This is a genomic window from Pseudomonas sp. NPDC090208, from assembly GCF_044746785.1.
Lineage (GTDB): Bacteria > Pseudomonadota > Gammaproteobacteria > Pseudomonadales > Pseudomonadaceae > Aquipseudomonas.
The window spans coordinates 48,716-73,290 of sequence record NZ_JBIVCU010000007.1 but is presented as its reverse complement, the minus strand read 5'-3'; the positions used below and the strand labels follow the sequence as shown (position 1 = coordinate 73,290).

Here is a 24,575-nt window from a genome sequence, read left to right as displayed (position 1 = left end):
TTCTGGCCGAAGGCCGTGGGAGGGAGCCCTGCTCGCGAAAGCGTCATGGCCGACACGGCGAGGCTGGCTGGCATACCGTCTTCGCGAGCAGGGCTCCCTCCCACAAATAATCGGTGTTGCCGGATTTGTAGCAGCCTGGCTTGCCAGTGTCTGCGATCCTGAGACCGCCGACGCCGGCAAGCCGGGCTACCCAAGACGAATCAATAGTCGTCGTCTTTGTCGAAACGGCGGGCTTCGCGTTGCAGGTGATAGACGAAACGCTCGACCTGACGCTGCACCAGCCCCGTCATGTTGTGGAAGCGCACACCGGCAAAGGTGGTGTTGAACTTCTCTTCAAAGTGCAGATGGCGCAGTTCCACCGAGGTGGTCATGCTGCCGATCGGCAGGGCCGCCATGAAGCGCTCGTACACCTGACCCAGCTGGATGCGGTCGGACACGTCGCCCTCGAAACGCAGCTTGCAACCGGTGGCGGAAATGTCCAGCAGTTTGCCTCTGAGCGGCGATTTGAGCTTGTCGCCCGCCAGTTCGATGTCGACCAGCGAAGCCAGTTTCAACGCAGCGCGGAATGCGTTGCGGCGCTGGTGATAGACGACTTCTTCGGGCAGCGGGCCGCGATAGCTGTGCGGGTCTTCGATGATGGTCATCTGGGATTTGACTTCCCAGGCCACGCGCACGCCTTCATGGAAGCCTTCGACGCGAAACGACTCGCCATTGGCCATGTAACGCTCGCCGTCGCGAGGGATCATCTCGTCCAGCGCCACGACGTTGGTGTCACGGTCGACTTCGATGACGTAACTCTGGAAGCGCTGGCTGCGTTCGTGGAAGGTGATGATCAGCGGATCATGGCTTTCCATCAGCAGTCGCAGGGTGGAGGCAATTTCCAAAGGCGTGGTAAGTACCTTTGGGGGCTGCGGAGTATCTTCCGCACTTAATGCATTCACGGTTCATCCATCTCCAGGCAAAAAACGACAGCGTGCGACTGCGGCATTTTGCCATCATGTTGCACACCTTGATACAAGAACTTACGCCTGGCTAAGCGGACGTGGTCTGGCTCTTCCCGATGTCGATCCGCGGCTGTCATACAGCGCCGGCGTGTCGCCACCGTTGAGGATTCTCAGTTGCTGGGCCGTGGTCAGCTGTTGCAGCTGGATCAGACTGCCATTCTGTTCGTTGGCTGCCTGACATTCGACCATCAGTGCGCTGAGCTCGTCGCCCGCTTTCAACAATGCGTCGCCTACCGACGAATGCCTGGCCACGTCTTCGAGTCCCGCGCGATTGGCGGGCAGGCCCAGGCTGGTCATCAGTTGGCTACGTCTGCGTCCGTGCTGTTCGAGCACGATCACCAACGCCTGTTTCTGCGCCAGGATGTGTTCCATTTCGACCATATTGCGACCGTGAAGGGCGATCGATTCAGCCTTCAGGATCTCCAGCAGGTGCCGGGTCGGCGCAATATCGTCCGTGATCAGTTGAAGCAACGTTGTGTCTTGCATCGCATGCCCTGGGATTCAAGCGTCCAGAAGCCCCTGCGCAGACCGGGGGCTAGCGCTGGGCTTCGAAATTAAGCAGTTTGTTCGCAACACGGTTGCTGTCGACCTTGTAGCTGCCGTCGGCGATCGCCTGCTTCAACTCGGCCACACGGGCGCTGTTGACGGCGGGCTGATCACGCAACGAGTCAGTGATCTTCTGCAACTGTTGAGCTTCACTGCTCAAATGTACTTTCTCACCGCTGCCACTGACGTTCGCGGAAGTGTCGGCCGTGGCGGTTGCCTCGGTCTTGCCTGCTTCCTTGCTGCCGGCGGTACGCGAAGTACCTCCAACGGTAGTGGCGCTATTCAAACGACTGAAGTCGATGACCATGATTGAAAACCTCTGGGTTCTTGGACGCTTGCCATTGTTTCGACCAAGCCCGGAATAACTTTAGGCTTTGTACGAAAAGTGGCTGCGCTCGGACAGGCGGCATTGAATACGGCCTTGCCTGACATGCGCTCGCGGACTTTCGTACAAACCCCAAGGCCAGTGCGAAAACAGTCGTCCATTGACTTCGCAGGGGGCGTGACGGTTCCGAGTGTAGAAAAAGCGCAAGCGTAGCGCCAGAGGTTCGACAGGTTTACATGGGCACCTCGACCTGCCCGGGGGCAACGATGTTGGCCTTGATGACCCGTTTGGAGTTCAGGTTCTTGACCCGTATCTGTTCGTTGAAACCGCCGTCGGACAAGGCCTCGCCGGGCATGCGCACACTCATCGAACCGCTGCGCGCGCTGATCACCACCTGATCGCCCTTGCGCACCATCTGCGGTTGCGCCAGGTGAACCGGTGTCAGAATCTGATCGATGACCGTTGGTCGGACAACTTTCTGCCCGACCGCCTGATCCAGCGAATCGAGAAAGCCCTGGCCGAGCAGGCCGACATCGCGTTCACGCATGGCGACGTCGCCTTCGCTGACGATGGCATCACGCTTCATCGGGCGCACCACGGTCACCACGTTGCGATAAAGATGTACCTGCGCGGGCACGAACACCGTCCACGGTGAGCTGCCTTCGCAGCGCAGGCGTACCGTCACGCGACCGACCGGTTGGGCCGGGCTTTCCAGGCTGGCTGTCAATTCCTTGTCGCAATGCGGCATGCGCAGGCGCGGGTCGAGCTGCTTGACTTCGATTTCATAGCGGCCCTGGGTCTGGCTGGTCGCCAGATAGTCTTCCACGGTGAATTCAAGAAAGCCCTGGGTGACGCCGATAAGTTGTTCAGGCATGGTCACGTTGTCCGCGCGGCCCAGGCCCGCGGTGCCCAGCAGACACACGGCAGCCAGCACGCGCAACAAGTTGCGGCTTGCGCGTTGGAAGTGTCGGGATACTGTCGTTAGTGTGTTCATGACGGGTAAATAGCAAGGCCCGTGCCGCTTGCCGATCCGGCAGTGCGCAATTGGTCGTTTGGGGAGGTGTGGTGCATGGCTGGTGTTTTGGATTCAGTGAACCAGCGCACTCAACTGGTAGGGCAGAACCGCCTGGAATTGCTGCTGTTCCGTCTGGACGGCAAGCAGTTGTACGGGATCAACGTGTTCAAGGTAAAAGAGGTGCTTCAGTGCCCGAAACTTACCCTCATGCCCAAATCCAGTCCGATCGTGCGCGGAGTGGCTAATATTCGTGGCGGGACGATCCCGATTCTCGATCTGTCGATGGCAACCGGCGCAGCGCCGCTGGCCAACATCGGCAACGCGTTCGTGATCATCACCGAGTACAACACCAAGATTCAGGGTTTTCTGGTGCATTCGGTGGAGCGCATCGTCAACATGAACTGGGAAGACATTCATCCGCCACCCAAGGGAACCGGTCGCGATCACTACCTCACGGCAGTGACGCGCATCGACAACCAGTTGGTGGAAATCATCGACGTGGAGAAGATCCTCGCCGAGGTGGCGCCGGTTTCGGAAAACATTTCCGCCGGTGTGGTGGATGCCGAAGTGCAGCACAAGGCGTTGTCGCTGCGGGTGCTGACGGTGGATGACTCGTCGGTGGCGCGCAAGCAGGTCACCCGTTGCCTGCAGACCGTGGGTGTCGAAGTGACGGCGTTGAATGACGGTCGTCAGGCACTGGAATATCTGCGCAAACTGGTGGACGAAGGCAAAAAGCCGGAAGAAGAGTTCCTGATGATGATCTCCGACATTGAAATGCCGGAGATGGACGGCTACACCTTGACTGCCGAGATCCGTAACGATCCGCGCATGCAGAAGCTGCACATCATCCTGCACACTTCGTTGTCCGGGGTGTTCAACCAGGCAATGGTGAAAAAAGTTGGAGCCGACGATTTCCTGGCCAAGTTCCGGCCGGACGATCTTGCCGCGAGAGTGGTGGATCGGATCAGGGCGGCGGATATCAGCTGAAGCGGACCTTCAGCTGTTCACATGATTTGAGAGGCGGCATGTCTACAGGTAATTTGGATTTTGAACAGTTCCGGGTCTTCCTGGAAAAAGCCTGTGGCATCTTGCTGGGTGAAAACAAGCAATATCTGGTTTCCAGTCGCCTGAACAAGCTGATGGAACAGCAGGGCATCAAGTCCCTGGGCGAGCTGATTCAACGCATCCAGACTCAGCCGCGCAGCGGTTTGCGCGAGCAGGTGGTGGATGCGATGACCACCAACGAAACCCTGTGGTTTCGCGATACGTATCCGTTCGAGGTGCTCAAGAGCAAGGTGTTGCCGGAGCAGATCAAGGCCAGCCCTGGTCAGCGTCTGCGGATCTGGTCGGCCGCCTGTTCGTCGGGGCAGGAGCCGTATTCGCTGTCGATGTCGATCGATGAGTTCGAGCGCAGCAATCCGGGGCAGTTGAAGTCCGGGGTGCAGATCGTGGCGACCGACCTGTCGGGCAGCATGCTCAACAACTGCAAGACGGGTGAGTACGACAGCCTGGCGATTGGCCGGGGGTTGTCGCCGGATCGTCTGCAGCGGTATTTCGATCAGAAGACGCCGGGGCGCTGGACGGTCAAGGCACCGATCAAGAGTCGCGTGGAGTTCCGTTCGTTCAACCTGCTGGACAGTTACGCAGCGTTAGGCAAGTTCGACATCGTGTTTTGCCGGAACGTGTTGATCTATTTTTCGGCCGAGGTGAAGAAAGACATCCTCATGCGGATTCATGCGACGCTCAAGCCTGGGGGGTATCTGTTCCTGGGGGCTTCGGAGGCGTTGAACGGGTTGCCGGATCATTATCAGATGGTGCAGTGCAGTCCGGGGATCATTTATCAGGCCAAGTGAGGTTTGGTGGTTGGTCAGGAAGGGCCCGCTTTGGCGGGCTTTTTTGTTTGTGGTGGTTTGGTGGTTTGGTGGTTGGGTACCTGAAGAGCAGATCTGTTTTTTTCTGCGATGGGGGGCATATCCGTTTCTTCGGTTATGGCGGCTGGCGGTTCCGCTCTTACAGCGGGTCACTTTTTCCAGGAGCCGAAAAAGTAACCAAAAAGGCCCTGCTCCTGGTTTGGCCCGACTGCGTCGGGTTCCCTCACTCCGGCGACGCTCCGTGGGCCCGCCGCGAAAGGGCCATCCCTGGCCCAACGCGGCTCTCGCGGCATCCATGCCGCTCGACCCACTCCGCGCCGCCTGCGTTCGGCCTGCACCCAAGTCGCGTTCGGCGGCGTCTGGAAGATCGCGCAAGAAAATCCAACGGCAACGGCAACGGCAACGGCAACGGCGAGGGGCATGCGCGGGCCCCTGTAGGAGCTGGCTTGCCCTGCGACCGGCGGGGAACCCGTCGTAAACCTTGGCGACTATGCCTGTCTGACACAACGCATTTACCGGATTGGCTGCCGCTTCGCGCCAGGTCGCGGGACAAGCCCGGCTCCTACAGCTTTTGATCTTGCTTTTGGGACGCGCCCGTCCAGACGCCGCAAACGCGACTTGGGTGCAGGCTGAGCGCAGGCGATGCGGAGTGGGCCGAGCGGCAGGATGCCGCGAGAGCGCCGGGACAGGGACGTCCGTTCGGCGCGTGCCCACGGAGCGTCGTCGGAGTGAGGGAATCCGACGAAGGAGGACCAAACCAGGAGCAAAGCGTTTTTGGTTACTTTTGGCGCTTTTCCAAAAGTGACCCGCTGTAAGAGCGGAACCGTAATCCTCGCCACCCAAAAAAACGGATATGCCCACAAACCCCACAGCCAACAAAAATCCGCTCTTACCGTACCCCTACAACAAACCAACAAACGCCGCCCCACCAAAAGAAACGGCAAAAAATCGGCACGCCCATTGCCGCTTTCCTCTTCCATAGCGGAAATCCCTTGCCGCTTTTCTGTCATGCCCTTTGCCAAACCCGCCTGAAACGCCCGGAATACGGGCCTGGAACAAACTGGCACGCCACTTGCTATCTCACTGTCACGAACATCTGGTTCAACCGGTAAAGGTTCCCGACATGAGCATCAGCTTCGACAAGGCACTGGGCATTCACGAAAAGGCGCTGAACTTCCGCGCCCAACGTGCCGAAGTGCTGGCCAACAACATCACCAACGCCGACACGCCGAACTACAAGGCGCGTGACCTGGATTTCTCCAAGGTCCTGGCGGCGGAAAGCGACAAGGCCAACAACGGCACGTTCGCCCTGAACATGACCAACAGCCGTCACATCGAAGCCGAAGGCGCCAGCACCGGCGATGCCGCGCTGATGTACCGCACACCGTCGCAACCGTCGCTCGACCAGAACACCGTCGACGCGCAGGTCGAGAACGCCAACTACGCGGAAAACGCCATCAACTTCCAGGCCAGCTTCACCTTGCTCAACAGCAAATTCAAAGGGCTGGTGTCAGCCCTGCGCGGAGAGTAATTCATGTCCCTATCCAATGTTTTCAATATTGCCGGTAGCGGCATGAGTGCGCAGAACACTCGCCTGAACACGGTGGCCAGTAACATCGCCAACGCCGAAACCGTCTCGTCGAGCCTCGACAAGACCTACCGCGCCCGTCACCCGGTGTTCTCCACCGTGTTCCAGGGGCAGGAGTCCGGGGGTAGCGCCTCGCTGTTCGAAGACCAGGGTCAGGCCGGCACCGGCGTGCAGGTCTCCGGCATCGTCGAAGACCCTTCCAACCTGGAAGCGCGCTACGAGCCGAACCATCCGGCAGCGGACAAGAACGGCTACGTCTATTACCCGAACGTCAACGTCGTCAATGAAATGGCAGACATGATCTCGGCCAGCCGCTCGTTCCAGACCAACGCGGAAATCATGAACACCGCGAAAACAATGATGCAGAAGGTACTGACCCTGGGTCAGTGATAAGGGGCGTTCAAGATGACCACTTCCGTCGATAACAGTACAGCCAGCGATTTCGTCAAATCGCTGCAGGGCATCGGCAGCACCAAGGCTGGCGATACCTCCACCGGCGCCAACTCCCTGGGCAAGGATGCGTTCCTGCAGTTGCTGGTCACCCAGATGCAGAACCAGAACCCGCTCGATCCGCAGGACAACAGCGAGTTCGTGGCGCAGCTGGCGCAGTTCAGCAGCCTGGAAACCATGCAGAACCTGAGCACCTCGGTCGATGCGATCGGCGGCATGTATCAGTCTTCGCAAGCGCTGCAGGCGTCCTCGCTGGTTGGCCGCAACGTGATCGTCGACTCCGGCTCCACCAACGTCGACACCAGCAAGGACATGACCGGTCAGGTCGTGCTGCCATCGAACAGCACCATCACCACGGTCAAGGTCTACGACGCGGACGGCGACGTGGTGCGCACCATCGACATGGGCGAGCAGAAGGCCGGCACCCAGAGCTTCACCTGGGACGGCAAGAACGACGCGGGCGAAACCCTCGAAACGGGCAACTACAGCTTCGTCGCCAACGGCACCCTGAACGGCAAGGCCACCAGCCTGACGACCTATCTGCCGGCTACCGTGAGCAGCGTCACCATGGGCACGGCGGGCAGCGCCATGACACTCAACCTGGCCAACGGCACCAACATTGCCTTGTCCAAAGTTCAACAAATCGGAATCTAGAGCCGACCAGACGGCGCAGGAGTGAAATATGTCTTTCAACATCGGTCTTAGTGGGCTCTACGCAGCGAACAAAAGTCTCGACGTGACCGGCAACAACATTGCCAACGTCGCGACGGTCGGCTTCAAGGCTTCCCGTGCGGAATTCGCCGACCAGTACTCGCAATCGATTCGCGGCACTTCCGGTTCGACCAACGTCGGCAGCGGCGTGCGCACCGCCGCGGTGACCCAGCAGTTCACCCAGGGTTCGCTGACCACCGGCACCGGCCGTGACCTGGACCTGGCGATCAACGGCAACGGCTTCTTCATGCTGAGCAACAACGGCGAGAAGCTGTACACCCGTGCGGGCAGCTTCCACACCGACAAGTCCGGCAACATCATCGACAACAACGGCAACAAATTGCAGGGCTATGGCGTTGATGCCAACGGCAACGTTGCCAATGGCGTGCTGACCGACCTGAAAGTGGACACCTCGAACATGTTGCCGCGCGCGACGTCGAGCATTTCCATCACTTCCAACCTGGATTCCTCCAAGGAAGTGGTGACCGGTGCTGCGTTCGACCCGGCCGACGTGTCGACCTATTCCACCTCGTTCAGCACCAAGATCTACGACAGCCAGGGCAACGAGCACACGCTGGATCAGTATTTCCGCAAGACCGGTACCAACTCCTGGACCATGTACAGCCTGATCGACAACCGCAACATTTCCGACCCGGCCACCGACCCGGTCGTGCCGGATTCGACCGACCTGACCTTCGACTCGTCGGGCAACCTGGTGACCACACCGCCTCCGACATCCACCGCCAACGTTGCGATCAACGCCGACGGTACCTTCAACATCAACAACTGGGTGCCGGCGCAGAAAAAGACCGTCGGTTCGACCACGACCTGGGCAGCCAACGGCGCGGCCGCATCGGCCAACGGCATGAAGCTGAACATGCTGGCGACCACCCAGACCAACGCGGCGAGCGGCGCATCGGCCAAGGATCAGGACGGCAACGCGACTGGCGAAATCAGCGCCATGAACGTCGATGCCAGCGGCAACCTGTTTGCCACCTACACCAACGGCGAATCGCGCACCATCGGCCAGGTTGCACTGACCTCGTTCGGCAACGTCGACGGTCTGGCTCCTGCGGGCGGCACCATGTGGCGTGAAACTTACGCTTCGGGCATCCCGGTCACCGGTGCTCCGCAGTCGGGTACGCTGGGATACCTTACCGGTTCCGCGCTGGAAGAATCCAACGTCGACCTGACCGGTGAGCTGGTCAACCTGATCAAGGCGCAAAGTAACTATCAGGCGAACGCCAAAACGATTTCGACTGAAAACACCATTCTGCAAACCACGATTCAAATGACCTGATATCGGTCAATTGAACGTGTTGGTTTAAAGCCCCTCTTTGAGGGGCTTTTTTTATGTCCGGTGTTTTTATCTTTTATTTCATCCCGCCGTGAATCATCCCGTGGGAGCGCGCTTGCCCGCGAGGCGATTATTCAGGCTGCATCTTCACTGGCTGACACACCGCAATCGCGGGAAAGCGCGTTCCTGTGGCTATTGGTGTAACTCCGGATGGCTTCGGAATTTGATATATACGGCACTTTGAAAATAACGAGAGCGATCCCACTCTATAACTAGAAACTTCCTACTTTCGTCAGTGGGAGAATAAAACTCGCTGATAAATAACTGTCATTGAACAGCCTTGTTCGATTGCAGTCGTTTGTCCGCGAAAACATTCGATGCACTGACGAAAGTGTCGCATGAGCGACGCAGGGAGAGTTCATGTCATTCAATATCGCGGTATCCGGTCTTAATGCTGCGCACAAACGTATGGAAGTGTCCGGGAACAATATCGCCAACGTCGGCACCACCGGTTTCAAATCCTCCAGGGCAGAGTTTTCCGCGGTGTATTCCTCGTCGGTTCTCGATGGCAGTCGGTCGACGGTGGGGGATGGTGTCCGCCTGGCCAATGTCTCGCAGGATTTTGCGCCGGGCGGCGTCGAGTCTACCTCCGGTCGGCCCCTGGACATGCGGATTCAGGGCAAGGGTTTCTTCGTGATGAACGACGGCGGCACGATCAGCTATACCCGCGCCGGGGCGTTTCATCTGGATGCTGAAAGCGTGGTGGTCGATGCCCATGGCGGCCGGTTGCAGGGCTATGGCGTGAACGCTGATGGCCAGGTGATCAGTGGTGTGCGTGGCGACCTGAAGCTGGATCTGGCGAATATCTCGCCCAAGGCCACCAGCAAGCTGGAACAGACGCTCAACCTCGATGCTGGCGCGTCGTCGCTGGCGGCCATTCGCCGTTTCAATCCCGATGATCCGACCACCTACACGCGCATGGTCACCCGCACCATTCAGGACGCAGCCACCCCGCCGCAGGACCACGAACTCAAGCAGTATTTCGTCAAGGCCAACGACAACGATTGGACCTCGTACATTCTCGTCGACGGCCTCAATCCGCTGAATCCGAGCATGACGTCGGCGCTGGAAGTCGGCCTGCGGGTATCGCCCACCGGCAAGCTGTCGATGACCGGCACCGAGGCCGCCGTGAAGATCAACTCCGACACCGAGTTATCGCTGGAAGGCTGGAAGCCGGCGGTCAAGGTCAATGGTAGCTGGACCGCCAGCCCGTCTGCCGCGCCGGGGCCGGTTTCGCTATCACTGGAGGAGGGTGGGGCGCCCTTGCTCGACCCGGCGGATGCCTTGATTCCGCGTCCTGTGCCGGCTTTCGATCCTAAGGATGTCACCACGTACAACAAGGCATTCACCTACGCGATGTTCGACACTCTCGGCAATCGGCACGAGATGTCTCAGTACTTCGTCAAGGACGGCAGCAATAGCTGGAAGATGCATGTGCTGATCGACGGTCGCAACCCGCAAGACCCGGCGCGCACCGACCCACTGACCGCCAGCATGCTGTTCGATGGCAAGGGCTCGTTGCAGGCCCTGACCGCCGGGCAAGGGCTAGTTGGCGCTGACGGCAAACTGACGCTCGACAACTGGGTGCCTGCCAAGCCTGGAGAGCGAGGCAAGGGCGGACCGTGGATCGGCAACGGCGCGACCGGCAACGCCGAGGGGATCGTGCTCGACTTGAGCAAACTGACCCAGCACCGCAGTGATACCGCCAGCCTCAACGTGGTGGTGGACGGTCATGCGGCCGGCCAGGCCAACGAAGTCTCCGTCGACCGCAACGGCATGGTCAGCGTCGGATTCACCAACGGCCTGCGCCGCGGCATCGGCCAGGTTGTCCTCGCCAGCTTTGCCAATGACCAGGGCTTGCAGCCGGTCAGCGACACCCGCTGGGTGGAAACCTACGAATCCGGCATCGCCAACTACGAAGAACCGGGCGTCGGCACCATGGGCGGCATCGTCAGCCGCTCGCTGGAAGGCTCCAACGTCAACTTGAGTGAAGAACTGGTGACGTTGATCCAGGCGCAGATGGCGTACCAGGCCAACTCCAAGACCCTGTCAGCCGAATCGGAGATATTGCAGACATTGATCCGGGCGACGTGATGAGGTTGAGGTCGTCATGAAAAACCTGTGGGAGGGGGGCTCTGTTTGCGATGATGGTGGGGCAGTTGATACGGCATTGACTGGATTGACGCCATCGCGAGCAGGGCTCCCTCCCACGGGTATGTGATGTTGGCTGGGTCTTGGGATGGCAATGCAATCTGTAGAAGCACCGCAGACCATTGTGGGAGCGAATTCATTCGCGATGATCGTCCAGGCGACACGAAACCATCGTCAGGAACACCGCATCGCGAATGAATTCGCTCCCACAGTTGTTCAGGGTGTCTTGCAGAATTCAGCACCCCGCCAAAACCCCGTAGCAGTCCGGCTTGCCGGCGGTAGCGATCTTGAGGACGCCTTCGCGGGCGAGCCCGCTCCCACAGGGAATGCGCTCGCTTGGCTTTTGCTTTTCAGCTTTTGATCTTGGGGCCCCGTCCCAGAAGGCCGAACGCAGGCGATGCGCAGTGGGTTGAGCGACAGGATGTCGCGAGAGCCGCGTGGGCCATGGATGGCCCATTCGCGGCGGGCCCACGGAGCATTGCCGGAGTGAGGGAACACCGAGCATTAGCGAGGTGCCGTATGGCGGGGAAAGAAGCCCTTGGTTACTTGGGGCTTTTCCAAGTAACTCGCCGTCAGGCGAAACCAAGCTGCGTTAGCAGCTAAAGCGATCAGCCAGACAAACCGAGTGCACAGGTTTTACGACGACTTCGTCGCCGGTCGCAGGGCAAGCCAGCTCCTACAAAATGCGCGAAACGTGCCGGAGGTGAAACGGGGCTGCGTTAGCAGACTCAGCGGAGTATCAGAGAAATCGAGTGCACAGAATTTACGACGACTGCGTCGCCGGTCGCAGGACAAGCCAGCTCCTACAAGAAGCGCGAAACCCACCCGGCTTCAAAACGAACAATCCGGCCTGACAAATGCACCGCTGACCCGCGTCCAGCCCTTGCCCGGGCTGGTCTGTGCGCACACCGTCCGGTCCTTGCCCTGCCACCAGTAATAACGTGCCGGCTCCGCACCCGCCAACAAAGGCAGCGCAGCGAAGACAAAGAGCAGAGCGGGGCGCAGACGCATGACGGTTTCCTGTTGCAAAAGACGTGATCGACCAACCCGCTGCAATTATCGCTCCGGGCTGACAGTTTTTTTGGCGGCGCTGGCAACGAATTGGCGGCAAAGCGGCGGTCCGCCGTCACCGCCGCCATTGTCGCGCAAACGTATCGGCCTGCCACCCCCGTAACCATTGGCAAATCAGCGCTTTGTATCAGTCAGGAAAAACTGGCGCGATCATTGCTAAGACCTCCTCAGTACAGCTACAGGCGGCAAGCGTCTGTCAGAGGAGGAAGACTGTGGACAAGTTGCTTTACGTGGCCATGAGCGGGGCGTCGGAAAACGCCATTGCGCAAAAGGCCCATGCCAACAACCTGGCGAACGTCTCGACCAACGGGTTTCAGCGCGACCTCGAACAGGCCCGCTCGATGCCGGTGTTTGGCGAGGTCATGCCGTCCCGCGCCTACGCCATGAGCGAGCGCCCGGGCACTGACTTCAGCCCCGGTTCGATGATCGACACCGGCCGCGACCTGGACGTTGCCGTCAAGGGCGACGGCTGGATGGCCGTGCAGACAGCCGATGGCGGCGAAGCCTATACCCGCACCTCCAGCATGAACATCGATGCCCTCGGCGTGTTGCGCGATGGCAATGGTTTGCCGGTCATGGGCAATAGCGGGCCGATTGCCGTGCCGCCGCAACAACAGATCGAGATCGGCGCCGACGGCACGATCAGCGTTCGTTCCCTTGGCGAAAGCCCGCAGGTGATGGCTGAAATCGACCGCATCAAGCTGGTCAAGCCGGACCTGGGCAACATGGAAAAAGGCCCCGACGGTCTGATGCACACCAAGGACGGCAAGCCTGCGCAGGTGGATGCCAGCGTGCAGGTCGAATCCGGGTTCCTGCAGTCGAGCAACGTCAACGCCGTCGAGGAAATGACCTCGGTGCTGGCGTTGTCCCGTCAGTTCGAGCTGCACATCAAGATGATGAAGACCGCCGAGCAGGATGACGAGTCGATGGCTCGCGTCTTGCAAATGGGCTAATGACTGACAGCTTGCGCCGATAAACAGGCGCTCGAGGAGATTGAAGCAATGCTTCCGGCACTTTATGTAAGCAAGACAGGTCTGGCCGCTCAGGACATGAACCTGACGACCATTTCCAACAACCTGGCCAACGTTTCGACCACCGGTTTCAAGAGTGATCGCGCCGAATTCCAGGACCTGCTCTATCAGATCAAGCGTCAGCCAGGCGCGCAGTCCACGCAGGACAGCGAGCTGCCATCGGGCCTGCAACTGGGTACCGGTGTGCGCATCGTCGGCACGCAGAAAAACTTCACCGCCGGCAGCCTGCAGACCACCGACCAGCCGCTGGACATGGCGATCAATGGCCGTGGTTTCTTCCAGATCCGTCAACCTGACGGCACCCTGGCGTACACCCGCGACGGTACGTTCCACCTGGACAGCAACGGCCAGATCGTGACCTCCAACGGTTACGCGCTGGAGCCGGCCATTGTCGTGCCGCAGGATTCGCAGACCTTCACCGTCGGCGAAGACGGCACCGTGTCGATCACCACGTCGGCCGCCACCGCGACGCCGCAGGTCATCGGCAACATCCAGACCGCTGACTTCATCAACCCGGCCGGCCTGCAATCCCAGGGCGGCAACCTGTACCTGGAAACCGCTTCCAGCGGTGCGCCGCAGGTCGGTACGCCAGGCCTGAACGGTCTGGGCGTGGTGCGTCAGAACACCCTGGAAAACTCCAACGTCAGCACCGTAGAAGAGCTGGTGAACATGATCACCACCCAGCGTGCCTACGAGATGAACTCCAAGGTCATCTCCACCGCCGACTCGATGCTGCAATACGTGACTCAGAACCTGTAATCGGAACCTGAAACGCCTGATGACCCGTACTGAATCATCTGCAAGGGCAACACCTGATCAATTGCTACACCGCGAGGTTTTAAGTGTCATGAAACGGCTTTCTGTACTGCGGCTTTCCCTGTTGGCAGCACCGCTCTGCGGTCTCGCGCTGCTGACCGGTTGCGTTGCGCCTTCGGCCAAACCCAATGACCCTTACTACGCGCCGGTGTTGCCACGAACGCCGCTGCCGTCATCGGCCAACAACGGTTCGATCTATCAGGCCGGCTTCGAGCAGAATCTGTACGGTGACCGCAAGGCTTACCGGGTCGGTGACATCATCACCATCACCCTGTCCGAGAAGATGGCGGCCAGCAAGGCGGCCAACTCCAGCCTGAGCAAGACCAGCAAGACCACGCTGGGTCTGACCTCGTTGTTCGGTGCTGGTGTCAGCACCAACAACCCGGTCGGCAGCGGCAGCCTGAGCCTGGATGCCGGCTACAACGGCGACCGCGCCACCAAGGGTGATGGCAAGGCGGCACAGAGCAACAGCCTGACCGGTTCGATCACCGTGACCGTGGCCGACGTGTTGCCCAACGGCATTCTGGCGGTGCGCGGCGAGAAGTGGATGACCCTCAACACCGGCGACGAGCTGGTGCGCATCGCGGGTCTGATCCGTGCCGATGACATCGCCACCGACAACACCGTGTCGTCGACCCGCGTGGCCGACGCGCGCATCACTTATTCCGGTACAGGTTCGTTCGCCGATACCAGTCAGCCAGGCTGGTTCGACCGATTCTTCCTCAGCCCGTTGTTCCCTTTCTGATAGCGGGATAGCCATGATCACGTTCAAGCAACTGATAGCGGCAGCGTTGCTCTCTCTGACGGCAGTCGGCGCGGTACAGGCCGAGCGTCTGAAGGACATCGCCAGCATTTCCGGCGTGCGCACCAACCAATTGATCGGCTACGGTCTGGTGGTGGGGCTGAACGGCACGGGTGACCAGACCACCCAGACGCCGTTCACCCTGCAGACCTTCAACAACATGCTGTCGCAGTTCGGCATCAAGGTGCCGGCAGGTTCCGGCACCGTGCAGCTGAAAAACGTCGCGGCCGTGGCGGTGTACGCCGACCTGCCGCCGTTCGCCAAGCCCGGCCAGCAGATCGACATCACCGTGTCGTCCATCGGTAACTCGAAAAGCCTGCGCGGCGGCAGCCTGCTGATGACCCCGCTCAAGGGTATCGACGGCAACGTCTATGCCGTGGCTCAGGGCAACCTGGTAGTCGGCGGTTTCGACGCCGAAGGTCGTGACGGTTCGAAGATCACCGTCAACGTGCCGTCGTCGGGCCGCATCCCTGGCGGTGCTTCGGTAGAGCGTGCAGTGCCGAGCGGTTTCAATCAGGGCAACACTCTGACCCTGAACCTCAACCGCAACGACTTCACCACCGCCAAGCGCATCGTCGACAAGATCAACGACATGCTTGGCCCTGGCGTCGCCCAGGCCGTGGACGGTGGTTCGGTGCGTGTCACCGCGCCGCTGGACCCCAACCAGCGCGTCGATTATCTGTCGGTACTGGAAAACCTCGAAATCGATCCGGGCCAGACCTCGGCCAAGGTCATCATCAACTCGCGGACCGGCACCATCGTCATCGGCCAGAACGTCAAGGTGTCGCCAGCGGCCGTCACCCACGGCAGCCTGACCGTGACCATCACCGAAGACCCTGTGGTCAGTCAGCCGGGCGCGTTCTCCAACGGCCAGACCGCCGTGGTGCCGCGTTCGAAGATCAATGCTCAGCAGGAACTGCACCCGATGTTCAAGTTCGGCCCGGGAACCACGCTGGACGAGATCGTCCGTGCGGTGAACCAGGTCGGCGCGGCACCGGGCGACCTGATGGCGATTCTCGAAGCCTTGAAGCAGGCCGGCGCGTTGCAAGCCGACCTGATCGTGATTTAAGGAAGCTGGAATGAATATCCCAAGTGGCGGTGCGACGTCTGCAACTGCAGCAGCCGATTCGGGGGCGTATACCGACCTCAATCGTCTGACCGCCATGAAAAACGGCGACCGCGACAGCGAGGCCAACCTGAAGAAGGTGGCTCAGGAGTTCGAGTCGCTGTTCGTCAGCCAGATGCTCAAGGCCATGCGTTCGGCCAACGAAGTGCTGGCCAAGGACAACCCGATGAACACCGCGGCGACGCGGCAGTATCAGGACATGTACGACCAGCAGCTGGCCGTGAGCATGTCCCGCGAGGGCGGCGGCATCGGTCTGCAAGACGTGCTGATGCGCCAGCTCTCGAAGAACAAGAGTGGCCAGACGACTGCGGCGACCCATGATCTGCATCCGGGTGCTGCTGCTCAGGCCGCGCAAGGGCAGAACGGTCTGGCCACGCGCATTGCCCAGCGGCCGCTGTGGGCCACCCGTTCGGTGGCGCCGGCGACCGGTGCCGACGGCACGCCGCACAACGATGTGGCTGCGCTCAACGCGCGGCGTCTGGCGCTGCCAAGCAAGCTGGCCGACCGGATCATGGCCGGCATCGTGCCGAACACTGCCGGTGGGCAGGACGCTGCCAGCGGCGCCACCACACTGAAGAATCGCATTGCGGTCTCCAATGCCGTGAATGCCGCGAAGAAAGCCGGCAGCCAGGGCAATGGCGACTGGACCATCGGCCCGGAATACACCGCAGCTTCCGATGCTTATGTGCGCACCCGGGTGCAGACCCCGCTGGCGCCGGGCAAGGCCGCGTTCGCCAACGCCGACGAATTCGTCGCCACCATGTTGCCGCTGGCCAAGGATGCCGCCGCGCGAATCGGCGTCGATCCGACCGTGCTGGTGGCGCAGGCGGCGCTGGAAACCGGCTGGGGCAAATCGATCATGCGTCAGTCCGATGGCAGCAGCAGTCACAACCTGTTCGGCATCAAGGCCCAGGGCGGTTGGCAGGGGCCTGAAGCGCGGGCGATCACCAGCGAGTTCCGCGACGGCAAGATGGTCAAGGAGACGGCGGACTTCCGTTCCTACGCTTCCTATGCGGACAGCTTCCACGACCTGGTCAGCTTCCTGCAGAACAACAATCGCTATCAAGCCACGCTGAAATCGGCCGATAACCCTGAACAGTTTGTAAAAGAGTTGCAGAAGGCCGGCTACGCCACGGATCCGGGCTACGCCAGCAAGATCTCTCAAATCGCGAAACAGATGAAGAGCTACCAGAACTACGCAGCCGCGTCGGACTCTTCCACGACTTTATAAGGTTTGAACCATGTCACTGATTTCTATTGGGCTTTCAGGGCTGAACGCCAGCAGTGCAGCGATGACCACCATCGGCAACAACACTGCCAACGTCGACACGCTGGGCTATTCGCGCCAGCAGGTGATGACCACAGCCAGCGCACAGCAGAACATCGGGGTCGGTTTCATCGGCACCGGTACCACGCTGTCCGACGTGCGTCGGATCTACAACGGCTTTCTGAACACCCAAGTGCAAACCAGTACGTCGCTCAACTCCGATGCCCAGGCTTATCTGGGCCAGGCGAGCAAGCTGGACTCGCTGCTGTCCGACAGTGCGACCGGCATCAGCACGGTGATGGCCAACTTCTTCACCAGCCTTCAGAATCTGTCTTCGGCGCCGACCGGCTCGGCCGAGCGTGCCGCGTTTCTCAAGAGCGCCTCGGCGCTGTCGTCGCGCTTCAACGCCCTGTCGACGCAGATGAAGGAGCAAAACTCCAGCATCAACAGCCAGATGACCACCGTCGCCGGGCAGGTCAACTCGCTGGCGTCGTCGATTGCCAGCCTCAACACCCAGATCACCCAGGCCCAGTCCACCGGTGGCACGCCGAACTCGCTGCTCGACGCCCGCGATGAGGCCGTGCGCCAGCTCAACGATCTGGTCGGCGCCAAGGTCGTGCAGAACACCAACGGCAACTACGACGTCTACATCGGCACCGGTCAGCCACTGGTCACCGGCGGCACCGCCAATACCCTGACGGCAGGGCCGAGCGACAACGACCCGAGCACCTACGCGCTCAAGCTCAACTACCAGAACAGCAGTGTCGACGTGTCGTCGGTCGTGACCGGCGGTACCCTTGGCGGCCTGCTGCGCTATCGCAGTGACGTGCTGCAACCGGCGGCCAACGAGCTGGGCCGTCTGGCCATGGTCGTGTCCGATCAGGTCAACAGCCAGTTGAACCAGGGTGTCGACGCCAATGGCGAGTTCGGCGCGAACATGTTCACCAGCATCAACGACCCGAGCCTGGTCAGCCAGCGCAGCACCGCCAACAAGAACAACAGCGCAGGCTCCGGCAACCTCGACGTGACCATCGCCAACACGGGCGCGCTGACCACCAACGACTATCAGGTGACCTTCACCAGCACCACCGGCTACAGCGTCAAGCGCCTGCCGGATGGCAAGGACATGGGCAGCTACGACCTGTCGACCACGCCGCCACCGGTGATCGACGGCTTCTCGCTCAAGCTCAACGGCGGCGCGGTCGCGGCCGGTGACAGCTTCAAGGTCAGCCCGACCAAGTCCGGCGCCGACGGCATCAAGACCGTCATGACCGACCCGAAAACCATCGGTGTGGCGGCTCCGCTGACCGGGACGATTGGCGCCAGCAACAAGGGCACCGGTGTGTTCAGCCAGCCGACGCTGAAAACCCAGGCGGATATCTACAACACCACTGCCACGACCGATCTGCGCAATGCCATTACCGGTAAGACGCCAATGCGTCTGCAGATGGGTGATGTGCAGCCGGACGGTTCGCAGACCTACTCGCTGGTGAATGCGCAGGGCCAGCCGGTCAACGACAAGAACGGCAACCCGATCACCGGCAGCATCGTGCCTGGTCAGAACAATGACCTGACCCTGGAAGTCGGCTACACCGACTCCTCGGGCGCGTCGCAATCGTTCTCCATCGGCATGTCGATTTCCGGTTCACCGACTTCCGGCGACACCTACAACATCGCCATGACCGGCGCTGGCTCCACGGACAACCGCAACGCTCAGGTCGCCCTCGATCTGCAGACCAAGCAGACCGTCGACACCGCCGCCGGCAACGGCACCGGCATGAGCCTGAGCGGTGCCAACAGCAAGCTGATTTCCACCGTCGGTGCACAGGCTGCGCAGGCCAAGGACGATGCCACCGCGACCTCGGCCGTGCTCGATCAGGCCACTTCCGCGCGCGACAGCGTGTCGGGCGTGTCGCTGGATGAAGAAGCCGCCAACCTGGTCAAGTACCAGCAGTACTACACGGCGTCTTCGCAGATCATCAAGGCGGCTCAGGCCATCTTCAGCACGCTGATCAACAGCCTTTAAGGAGTCGTAATCCATGCGTATTTCCACTACCCAGTTTTACGAGACCAGCGCTGCGAACTATTCGCGTACTTACGCCAACGTGGTCAAGACCGGCAATGAAGTGTCCAGCCAGGTCAAACTCAACACCGCCGGTGATGATCCGGTGGGTGCGGCTCGCGTGCTGGAACTGCAACAGCAGAGCAGCCTGCTGAACCAGTACAAGACCAACATCAACACTGTCAGCACCAACGTGGTGAACAGCGAAACCACACTGAATGCGATCACCTCGGCGATCCAGCGCGCTCAGGAGCTGGTGCTGTCGGCTGCCAACGGCACCAACAACGATCTGAACCGTCAGGCTTCGGCGTCAGAACTCAAGCAGTTGCAGGACCAGATCCTCGGCCTGATGAATTCCAAGGACTCGGCCGGCAACTACATGTTCTCCGGTTCGAAATCCAGCACCCCGCCGTACGCGATCAACCCGGATGGTACCTACAGCTACCAGGGCGACCAGACCAGGAACCTGCTCAACATCGGCACCGGCATCAGCATGGCCAGCAACACCACCGGCTGGGATGCCTTCGAGCAGGCGGTCAACACCACTCGCACCAGCACTACGCTGACCTCGCCGGCGGTGGACGACGGCGTGCTCTCGTTGTCCGGTGGCAGCGTCAACAACAGCACCACGTACAACAGCAAGTTCCTTTCCGGGGCGCCCTACAGCATCACCTTCCAGAGCAGCACGCAGTACAAGATTCTCGATGCTAGCGGTGCTGACGTGACCGCCGAAGCCACCTCGGCCGGCCAGTTCACCTCGAAAAACGCCACCGGCCAGAGCATCGGTTTCCGCGGCCTGGAACTGACCCTGAACGTCAACCTGAGCGAAACCCAGTATGGGGATTCCGCTCTGGCCGACGCGGCGATTGCCGGTCACTCGTTCCAGCTGGGCGTATCGCCAAGCACCATCAGCACTGCGCGCCTGCCCAACAACCCGTCGACCACGGTGATCACCGGCTCGTCGGTCACCGACCAGTCGAAGTTCGACAGCACCTTCCCGGAAGGCGGCGCGATCCTGCGTTTCACCAGCGCCACCACGTTCGAGATGTATGCTGCGCCGTACGATCCGGCCACCAGCCAGCCAGTAGACAGCGGTACCTTGGTCGGCACGCCGCCGAATGCCACGGCCACGGCCGCGGGTGTCACGTTCAATCTGAGCGGTACGCCGGCCACCGGTGACCAGTTCACTGCGCAGTCGTCGACCCAGCAGAACCAGAACATCCTCAACACCCTGGGCTCGATCATCAGCTCGCTCAACGGCAAGGTCGACGGTGATCCGATTGCCCTGCAGAAACTGCAGGCCAGCCTGACGTCGGCCATCGGCAACCTGCAAAGCGCTGCCACCCAGATTGGTGCGGCCATTGCCGACGGCGGTTCGCGTCAGGCCACGGCGATTGCCCAGGACACCACCAACCAGAACATGATCGACAACAACACCACCGAGTCGGGCACCATCACGGCCTCCGACCCGGTCGATGCCATTGCCCGCCTGACCCTGCAGAAGAACATGCTGCAGGCGTCGCAACTGGTGTTCACCCAACTGTCTTCGTTGAACCTGTTCAGCAAGCTGTAATCGCCTCACCGGACGGCGGCGCCGAAATTCTTCGGCGCCGCCACCGCCGAGCATCAACCGTTTTTGTCAGCGGTTACGCCGACCCCTTCAGCCCTGGGCGGCACGCCGCTCGTGAGTCCGCCCGTGAATTCAGCTCCCCTCGTCAGCATCGTCATTCCTGCCTACAACCCCCGTTTCTTCCAGCGCGCACTGCAAGGCGCGTTGAGTCAGAGCCATGCCAGCCTTGAGGTGATCGTCTGCGACGACTCGCGCGGCGACGAGATCCAACGGATGGTCGAGGCGTTCGCCGAAGTCACTCGGGTCGAGCTGCGCTACGTGCGCAACCCGCAGCGTCTGGGCTTCGTCGACAACCTGCATGCGTGTCTGGCGCAGGCGCGGGGCGAGTACGTCAAATTCCTCTGCGATGACGATCAGTTGTTTTCTCAGGCCGTGCAGATGCAGGCCCGGCAACTGCAGATGCACCCTGATGTGAATCTGGTGCTGGGGCTGCGGCTGTTCTGGGATGCCGACGACGTGCAACTGCCGGCGCGCCTGGAGAACAGCGCACTGGCGCCGCGCGGCGCGGTGTACAAGGGCTCGGACCTGCTGGGGATTTTCGAGGCGTTTCCGATCAACTTCGTCGGCGGCTTCAGCAGCTCGATGTTCCGCCGCGCCGATTTGCTGGAACTGCTGCCGGCGCTGACCCAGCCGGGGCACCGCTTCGTCGCGTCGCTGGACCTGGCGCTGTACATCTGCCTGATGAACCGTGGCAACGTGGTGGTGCTCAACAACGTGTTGAGCGTCGAGCGCCTGCATCATGATCGCCTCAGCCATCAGCAATCGATGAAGGACGCCGCGCTGCAAGAGCGCGACTGGCTGGTGCAGATGCTCCAGGCACGCAGCAGCGAACAGGCACCGGCAAAAGGCTGGGTGCGTTATCAGCCGCTGACCGATGAAGAACTGACCGGTGGCCCTGCGTTGCCACGGGCCTGGGACGAGCTGCCGCTGAGCCGCTCACTGGGCACCAAGCAGAGCACTCAGCAGTGGCGGGTGGGGATCACCAGTGAAAGCTTCGCCGAACTGTACGGCCAGTGGCTCAGTTGCCGGACACTGACGCCGGTGCAGCAGGGCCAGTTGCCCAACGTCATCAGCCAGTGGCCGTCCCGGCCGAAAATCGTCCCGGTGATCATCGATGCCGATGGTCGTCGCGCCAGCCTGGCCGCGACCCTGGACAGCCTCGATCAACAACTGTATTCGCCGGAGCTGGTGCTGGTGCTGTCGAGCGCCTGCACCGAGGCGCGCCTTGAAGAGCGTGTCTTCACCTTGCCGCTGCAGGACGATCCTTACGCGCAGCTCAACGCGCTGTTGCCGCAGCTCGACGGCGCGCAGTGGTGCTATCTGCTCCAGGCCGGCGACCGTCTGGTGGCCCCGGCGCTGCTGATGCTGGCGGAACGCATCGCCATGAACGACGCGCTGCAGTGCGTCTACAGCGACGAGGGCGCGTTGCGTGAAGGCGAGTCGGCGGACCCGGTGTTCAAGCCGGATTTCAACCTCGACCTGCTGCGCAGCTATCCCTATGTCGGCCGTGCCCTGGCGTTTTCCCGGCGGGCGCTGCTGGAAGCCGGCGGTTTCGATTCAGACTTCGGCGTGCTGGCGCCCCACGATGCGCTCTGGCGCCTGTTTGAAAACGGCGGTGACGGCGCCATCGGCCATGTCAGCGAACTGTTGCTGGAATCGGCCTTCGCCTTGCCCAAGTGGCTGGCGCTGCCGGAAGTGGCCGAGCAGAACATCCGCGTGGTGCAGGCGCACCTGCAGCGCTGCGGCATCGCCCACGAGATTCGCCAAGGTGAAAAACTGACCCTGCTCAACCGCATCGAATACCGGCATCGCGAGCAGCCGCTGGTGTCGATCATCCTGATCGTCAAGGACCAACTGGCAGCCGTGCAGCGCTGCATCGAGACCCTGTTCGAGAAGACAACTTACGGTCGTTACGAACTGTTGATCGTCGACAACGGCAGTGAGACCCCCGAAGCCCGTGCCTGGCTGGCGGCGATGGCGCAACTCGACCCGGACCGCCTGCGGGTGTTGCGTCATCCGCAGAGCGTGCCGGTGGCGACCCTGTACAACGAAGCGGCCAGCGATGCGCTGGGCGACTACCTGCTGCTGCTCAACCCCTACGCGATGATCACCTATGGTGACTGGCTCGGCGAGTTGGTCAGCCAGGCCCAGCGCCCGGAAGTCGGTGTGGTTGGCGCCAAGCTGTTCAACGCCAGCGGGCAGGTGCTGCATGCCGGCCTGATTCTCGGTCTGCACGGACCGGCCGGCGTGCCGTTCCACGGTGAAGACCTGCACGCCAGTGGCTACTTGCAACGGCTGCAAGTGGTCAGCGACCTGAGCGCCGTGGGTGGCGATTGCCTGATGATCCGCAAGCGTCTGTTTGCCGACCTCGGCGGCCTGGACGAGGCCGAGTATGGCAAGGGCCTGAGCCCGGTCGACCTGTGCCTGCGGGTTCGCGAGAGCGGACATCTGGTGGTGTGGACGCCCCACGCGCTGTTGGCGCTGGGCGTGCAACCGCCGGTCAGTGCGACCCCGGAACTGCGTGAGCTGCAAGCGCTGGAGCAGGAGCGTTTCTACCTGCGCTGGCTGCCGGTCATCGCCCGTGATCCGGCCTACAACCCCAACCTGGCACTCAACAGCCTGGGCGGCACCAGCTTCAACCTGGAACCGGGCCTGACCACCGGCTGGTCGCCGTTCTCCAGCACGACCCTGCCGCGCATCCTGGCGTTGCCGATCAACGCTTCGGCCATCGGCCATTACCGCGTGACCCAACCGCTGATCGAACTGGAAGCGGCGGGGCGGGCGGTCGGCGTGATCAACTACAACCTGCCGAGCATCATCGACATCGAGCGCCAGTCGCCCGACATCATCGTGCTACAGGGCCGCTACAGCGAAGCGCCGATCGACGAAATCGTCGGCCTGAAAACTTATTCGAAGGCACGGCGCATCTTCGAGCTGGACGACTACGTCATCCACGTGCCGAAGAAAAACGCCCACGTGCGCAACATGCCGGACCGTCTGGAAATGGAGCGCCTGGTGCGCCGTGGCATCAGCCTGTGTGACCGGGTCGTGGTCTCGACCCAGCCGCTGGCCGATGCGCTGTCCGAGATGCACCACGACATCCGCGTGGTGCCGAACATGCTCTCGCCCCATTGGTGGACGGGGCTGCGCAGCCAGCGCCGCACTTCGATCAAGCCGCGTGTGGGCTGGGGTGGCGGCACCAGTCACTCCGGTGACCTGGAGATCATCGCCGAGGTGGTCCGCCTGCTGGCCGACGAGGTCGACTGGGTGTTCTTCGGCATGTGCCCGGAGGCGCTGCGCCCATACGTGCGCGAGTTCCACACCATCGTCGACCTGGCGCTGTACCCGGCCAAACTGGCGAGCCTGAATCTGGATCTGGCGCTGGCGCCGCTGGAGCACCACATCTTCAACGACTGCAAGAGCAACCTGCGTCTGCTGGAGTACGGGGCGTGCGGGTATCCGGTGATCTGTACCGACACGCTGGCGTATCGCGGCTACCTGCCATGCACGCGGATCTACACCAACAGTACGGAAGAATGGCTCGCCGCCATCCGCAGCCACCTCGACAACCCTGAGGCCAGCTACCGCCAGGGCGACGCGCTGCGCGAGGCGGTGCTGCGTGATTTCATGTTGCGTGATGACAATTTGCAGCATTGGGTCAATGGGTGGCTGGCAGATTGAGGGTGCGCGGCCCCTTGTAGGAGCTGGCTTGCCCTGCGAGCGCGCCGGGGTCGCGTCCGACCGAAGTCGTC

General features: G+C 61.3%; 20 protein-coding genes. 15 read left to right on the top strand and 5 right to left on the bottom strand.

From position 1 onward, the window contains the following. Window positions 1-200: 200 nt before the first annotated feature. The 4 genes from ACIPL0_RS13745 to flgA form a co-directional block, all read right to left on the bottom strand. A complete protein-coding gene (locus ACIPL0_RS13745) occupies window positions 201-941 on the bottom strand; it encodes a flagellar brake protein (protein ID WP_400597338.1) in 741 nt (246 codons plus the stop codon). Between the two features lie 81 nt (window positions 942-1,022). Continuing rightward, window positions 1,023-1,490, bottom strand: a complete 468-nt coding sequence (locus tag ACIPL0_RS13740; RefSeq protein WP_400597339.1) for a flagella synthesis protein FlgN — start codon at window positions 1,488-1,490, stop codon at window positions 1,023-1,025. Between the two features lie 49 nt (window positions 1,491-1,539). Next, window positions 1,540-1,857, bottom strand: a complete 318-nt coding sequence (gene flgM, locus ACIPL0_RS13735) for a flagellar biosynthesis anti-sigma factor FlgM (protein ID WP_400597340.1) — start codon at window positions 1,855-1,857, stop codon at window positions 1,540-1,542. Window positions 1,858-2,107: 250 nt separating this feature from the next. Continuing rightward, on the bottom strand, window positions 2,108-2,869 hold the full coding sequence (gene flgA, locus ACIPL0_RS13730) for a flagellar basal body P-ring formation chaperone FlgA (RefSeq protein WP_400597341.1): 762 nt from the start codon (window positions 2,867-2,869) through the stop codon (window positions 2,108-2,110). 75 nt (window positions 2,870-2,944) lie between these two features. On the opposite strand from flgA, the gene ACIPL0_RS13725 reads away from it, so the two are divergent. The 7 genes from ACIPL0_RS13725 (at window position 2,945) to ACIPL0_RS13695 (ending at window position 10,961) form a co-directional block, all read left to right on the top strand. Continuing rightward, the gene (locus tag ACIPL0_RS13725) at window positions 2,945-3,877 is read left to right on the top strand and encodes a chemotaxis protein CheV (RefSeq protein WP_400597342.1); all 933 of its coding nucleotides are present in this window, start codon (window positions 2,945-2,947) and stop codon (window positions 3,875-3,877) included. A gap of 38 nt (window positions 3,878-3,915) precedes the next feature. Further along, window positions 3,916-4,743, top strand: a complete 828-nt coding sequence (cheR, locus tag ACIPL0_RS13720; RefSeq protein WP_400597343.1) for a protein-glutamate O-methyltransferase CheR — start codon at window positions 3,916-3,918, stop codon at window positions 4,741-4,743. 1,141 nt (window positions 4,744-5,884) lie between these two features. Beyond that, window positions 5,885-6,292, top strand: coding sequence for a flagellar basal body rod protein FlgB (flgB, locus tag ACIPL0_RS13715; RefSeq protein WP_400597344.1), 408 nt, complete (start codon window positions 5,885-5,887; stop codon window positions 6,290-6,292). Between the two features lie 3 nt (window positions 6,293-6,295). Beyond that, window positions 6,296-6,739, top strand: a complete 444-nt coding sequence (flgC, locus tag ACIPL0_RS13710; RefSeq protein WP_400597345.1) for a flagellar basal body rod protein FlgC — start codon at window positions 6,296-6,298, stop codon at window positions 6,737-6,739. 15 nt (window positions 6,740-6,754) lie between these two features. Beyond that, window positions 6,755-7,453 carry a flagellar hook assembly protein FlgD gene (flgD, locus tag ACIPL0_RS13705; protein ID WP_400597346.1) on the top strand — a complete coding sequence of 233 codons (699 nt, stop codon included), beginning with the start codon at window positions 6,755-6,757 and terminating at the stop codon, window positions 7,451-7,453. Window positions 7,454-7,481: 28 nt separating this feature from the next. After that, window positions 7,482-8,810 (top strand): flagellar hook protein FlgE, encoded by a 1,329-nt coding sequence (gene flgE / locus ACIPL0_RS13700; RefSeq protein WP_400597347.1) that lies wholly within the window; start codon window positions 7,482-7,484, stop codon window positions 8,808-8,810. A gap of 417 nt (window positions 8,811-9,227) precedes the next feature. Continuing rightward, entirely contained in the window at window positions 9,228-10,961 is a 1,734-nt protein-coding gene (locus ACIPL0_RS13695) for a flagellar hook protein FlgE (protein ID WP_400597348.1), read from the top strand. Between the two features lie 888 nt (window positions 10,962-11,849). On the opposite strand, the gene ACIPL0_RS13690 is transcribed toward ACIPL0_RS13695, so the two are convergent. Beyond that, window positions 11,850-12,029: a hypothetical protein gene (locus ACIPL0_RS13690; RefSeq protein WP_400597349.1), complete on the bottom strand. Its 180-nt coding sequence runs from the start codon at window positions 12,027-12,029 to the stop codon at window positions 11,850-11,852. A gap of 272 nt (window positions 12,030-12,301) precedes the next feature. Between ACIPL0_RS13690 and ACIPL0_RS13685 the strand changes: the two genes are divergently transcribed. The 8 genes from ACIPL0_RS13685 to ACIPL0_RS13650 all read left to right on the top strand — a co-directional run bounded on the left by ACIPL0_RS13685 (window position 12,302) and on the right by ACIPL0_RS13650 (window position 24,504). Beyond that, window positions 12,302-13,042, top strand: a complete 741-nt coding sequence (locus ACIPL0_RS13685) for a flagellar basal body rod protein FlgF (protein WP_400597350.1) — start codon at window positions 12,302-12,304, stop codon at window positions 13,040-13,042. A gap of 48 nt (window positions 13,043-13,090) precedes the next feature. Then, a complete protein-coding gene (flgG, locus tag ACIPL0_RS13680) occupies window positions 13,091-13,879 on the top strand; it encodes a flagellar basal-body rod protein FlgG (RefSeq protein ID WP_400597351.1) in 789 nt (262 codons plus the stop codon). An 88-nt stretch (window positions 13,880-13,967) separates the two neighbouring features. Continuing rightward, complete coding sequence (gene flgH / locus ACIPL0_RS13675; protein WP_400597352.1) at window positions 13,968-14,681, top strand: flagellar basal body L-ring protein FlgH; 714 nt, start codon at window positions 13,968-13,970, stop codon at window positions 14,679-14,681. A 13-nt stretch (window positions 14,682-14,694) separates the two neighbouring features. Beyond that, on the top strand, window positions 14,695-15,807 hold the full coding sequence (locus ACIPL0_RS13670) for a flagellar basal body P-ring protein FlgI (RefSeq protein ID WP_400597353.1): 1,113 nt from the start codon (window positions 14,695-14,697) through the stop codon (window positions 15,805-15,807). Between the two features lie 10 nt (window positions 15,808-15,817). Continuing rightward, window positions 15,818-17,095, top strand: a complete 1,278-nt coding sequence (gene flgJ / locus ACIPL0_RS13665) for a flagellar assembly peptidoglycan hydrolase FlgJ (protein WP_400597354.1) — start codon at window positions 15,818-15,820, stop codon at window positions 17,093-17,095. A 10-nt stretch (window positions 17,096-17,105) separates the two neighbouring features. Next, entirely contained in the window at window positions 17,106-19,157 is a 2,052-nt protein-coding gene (gene flgK, locus ACIPL0_RS13660; protein WP_400597355.1) for a flagellar hook-associated protein FlgK, read from the top strand. 13 nt (window positions 19,158-19,170) lie between these two features. Beyond that, window positions 19,171-20,766 (top strand): flagellar hook-associated protein 3, encoded by a 1,596-nt coding sequence (locus tag ACIPL0_RS13655; protein WP_400597357.1) that lies wholly within the window; start codon window positions 19,171-19,173, stop codon window positions 20,764-20,766. Window positions 20,767-20,889: 123 nt separating this feature from the next. Next, a complete protein-coding gene (locus ACIPL0_RS13650) occupies window positions 20,890-24,504 on the top strand; it encodes a glycosyltransferase (RefSeq protein ID WP_400597358.1) in 3,615 nt (1,204 codons plus the stop codon). Window positions 24,505-24,575 lie beyond the last annotated feature (71 nt).

Excerpts from the sequence above, each read along its gene's own strand:
- ACIPL0_RS13740 (WP_400597339.1), bottom strand. The coding sequence starts at position 1,490 with ATGCAAGACACAACGTTGCTTCAACTGATCACGGACGATATTGCGCCG.
- flgM (WP_400597340.1), bottom strand. The coding sequence starts at position 1,857 with ATGGTCATCGACTTCAGTCGTTTGAATAGCGCCACTACCGTTGGAGGT.
- flgA (WP_400597341.1), bottom strand. The coding sequence starts at position 2,869 with ATGAACACACTAACGACAGTATCCCGACACTTCCAACGCGCAAGCCGC.
- ACIPL0_RS13725 (WP_400597342.1), top strand. The coding sequence starts at position 2,945 with ATGGCTGGTGTTTTGGATTCAGTGAACCAGCGCACTCAACTGGTAGGG.
- cheR (WP_400597343.1), top strand. The coding sequence starts at position 3,916 with ATGTCTACAGGTAATTTGGATTTTGAACAGTTCCGGGTCTTCCTGGAA.
- flgB (WP_400597344.1), top strand. The coding sequence starts at position 5,885 with ATGAGCATCAGCTTCGACAAGGCACTGGGCATTCACGAAAAGGCGCTG.
- flgC (WP_400597345.1), top strand. The coding sequence starts at position 6,296 with ATGTCCCTATCCAATGTTTTCAATATTGCCGGTAGCGGCATGAGTGCG.
- flgD (WP_400597346.1), top strand. The coding sequence starts at position 6,755 with ATGACCACTTCCGTCGATAACAGTACAGCCAGCGATTTCGTCAAATCG.
- flgE (WP_400597347.1), top strand. The coding sequence starts at position 7,482 with ATGTCTTTCAACATCGGTCTTAGTGGGCTCTACGCAGCGAACAAAAGT.
- ACIPL0_RS13695 (WP_400597348.1), top strand. The coding sequence starts at position 9,228 with ATGTCATTCAATATCGCGGTATCCGGTCTTAATGCTGCGCACAAACGT.
- ACIPL0_RS13690 (WP_400597349.1), bottom strand. The coding sequence starts at position 12,029 with ATGCGTCTGCGCCCCGCTCTGCTCTTTGTCTTCGCTGCGCTGCCTTTG.
- flgG (WP_400597351.1), top strand. The coding sequence starts at position 13,091 with ATGCTTCCGGCACTTTATGTAAGCAAGACAGGTCTGGCCGCTCAGGAC.
- flgH (WP_400597352.1), top strand. The coding sequence starts at position 13,968 with ATGAAACGGCTTTCTGTACTGCGGCTTTCCCTGTTGGCAGCACCGCTC.
- ACIPL0_RS13670 (WP_400597353.1), top strand. The coding sequence starts at position 14,695 with ATGATCACGTTCAAGCAACTGATAGCGGCAGCGTTGCTCTCTCTGACG.
- flgJ (WP_400597354.1), top strand. The coding sequence starts at position 15,818 with ATGAATATCCCAAGTGGCGGTGCGACGTCTGCAACTGCAGCAGCCGAT.
- flgK (WP_400597355.1), top strand. The coding sequence starts at position 17,106 with ATGTCACTGATTTCTATTGGGCTTTCAGGGCTGAACGCCAGCAGTGCA.
- ACIPL0_RS13655 (WP_400597357.1), top strand. The coding sequence starts at position 19,171 with ATGCGTATTTCCACTACCCAGTTTTACGAGACCAGCGCTGCGAACTAT.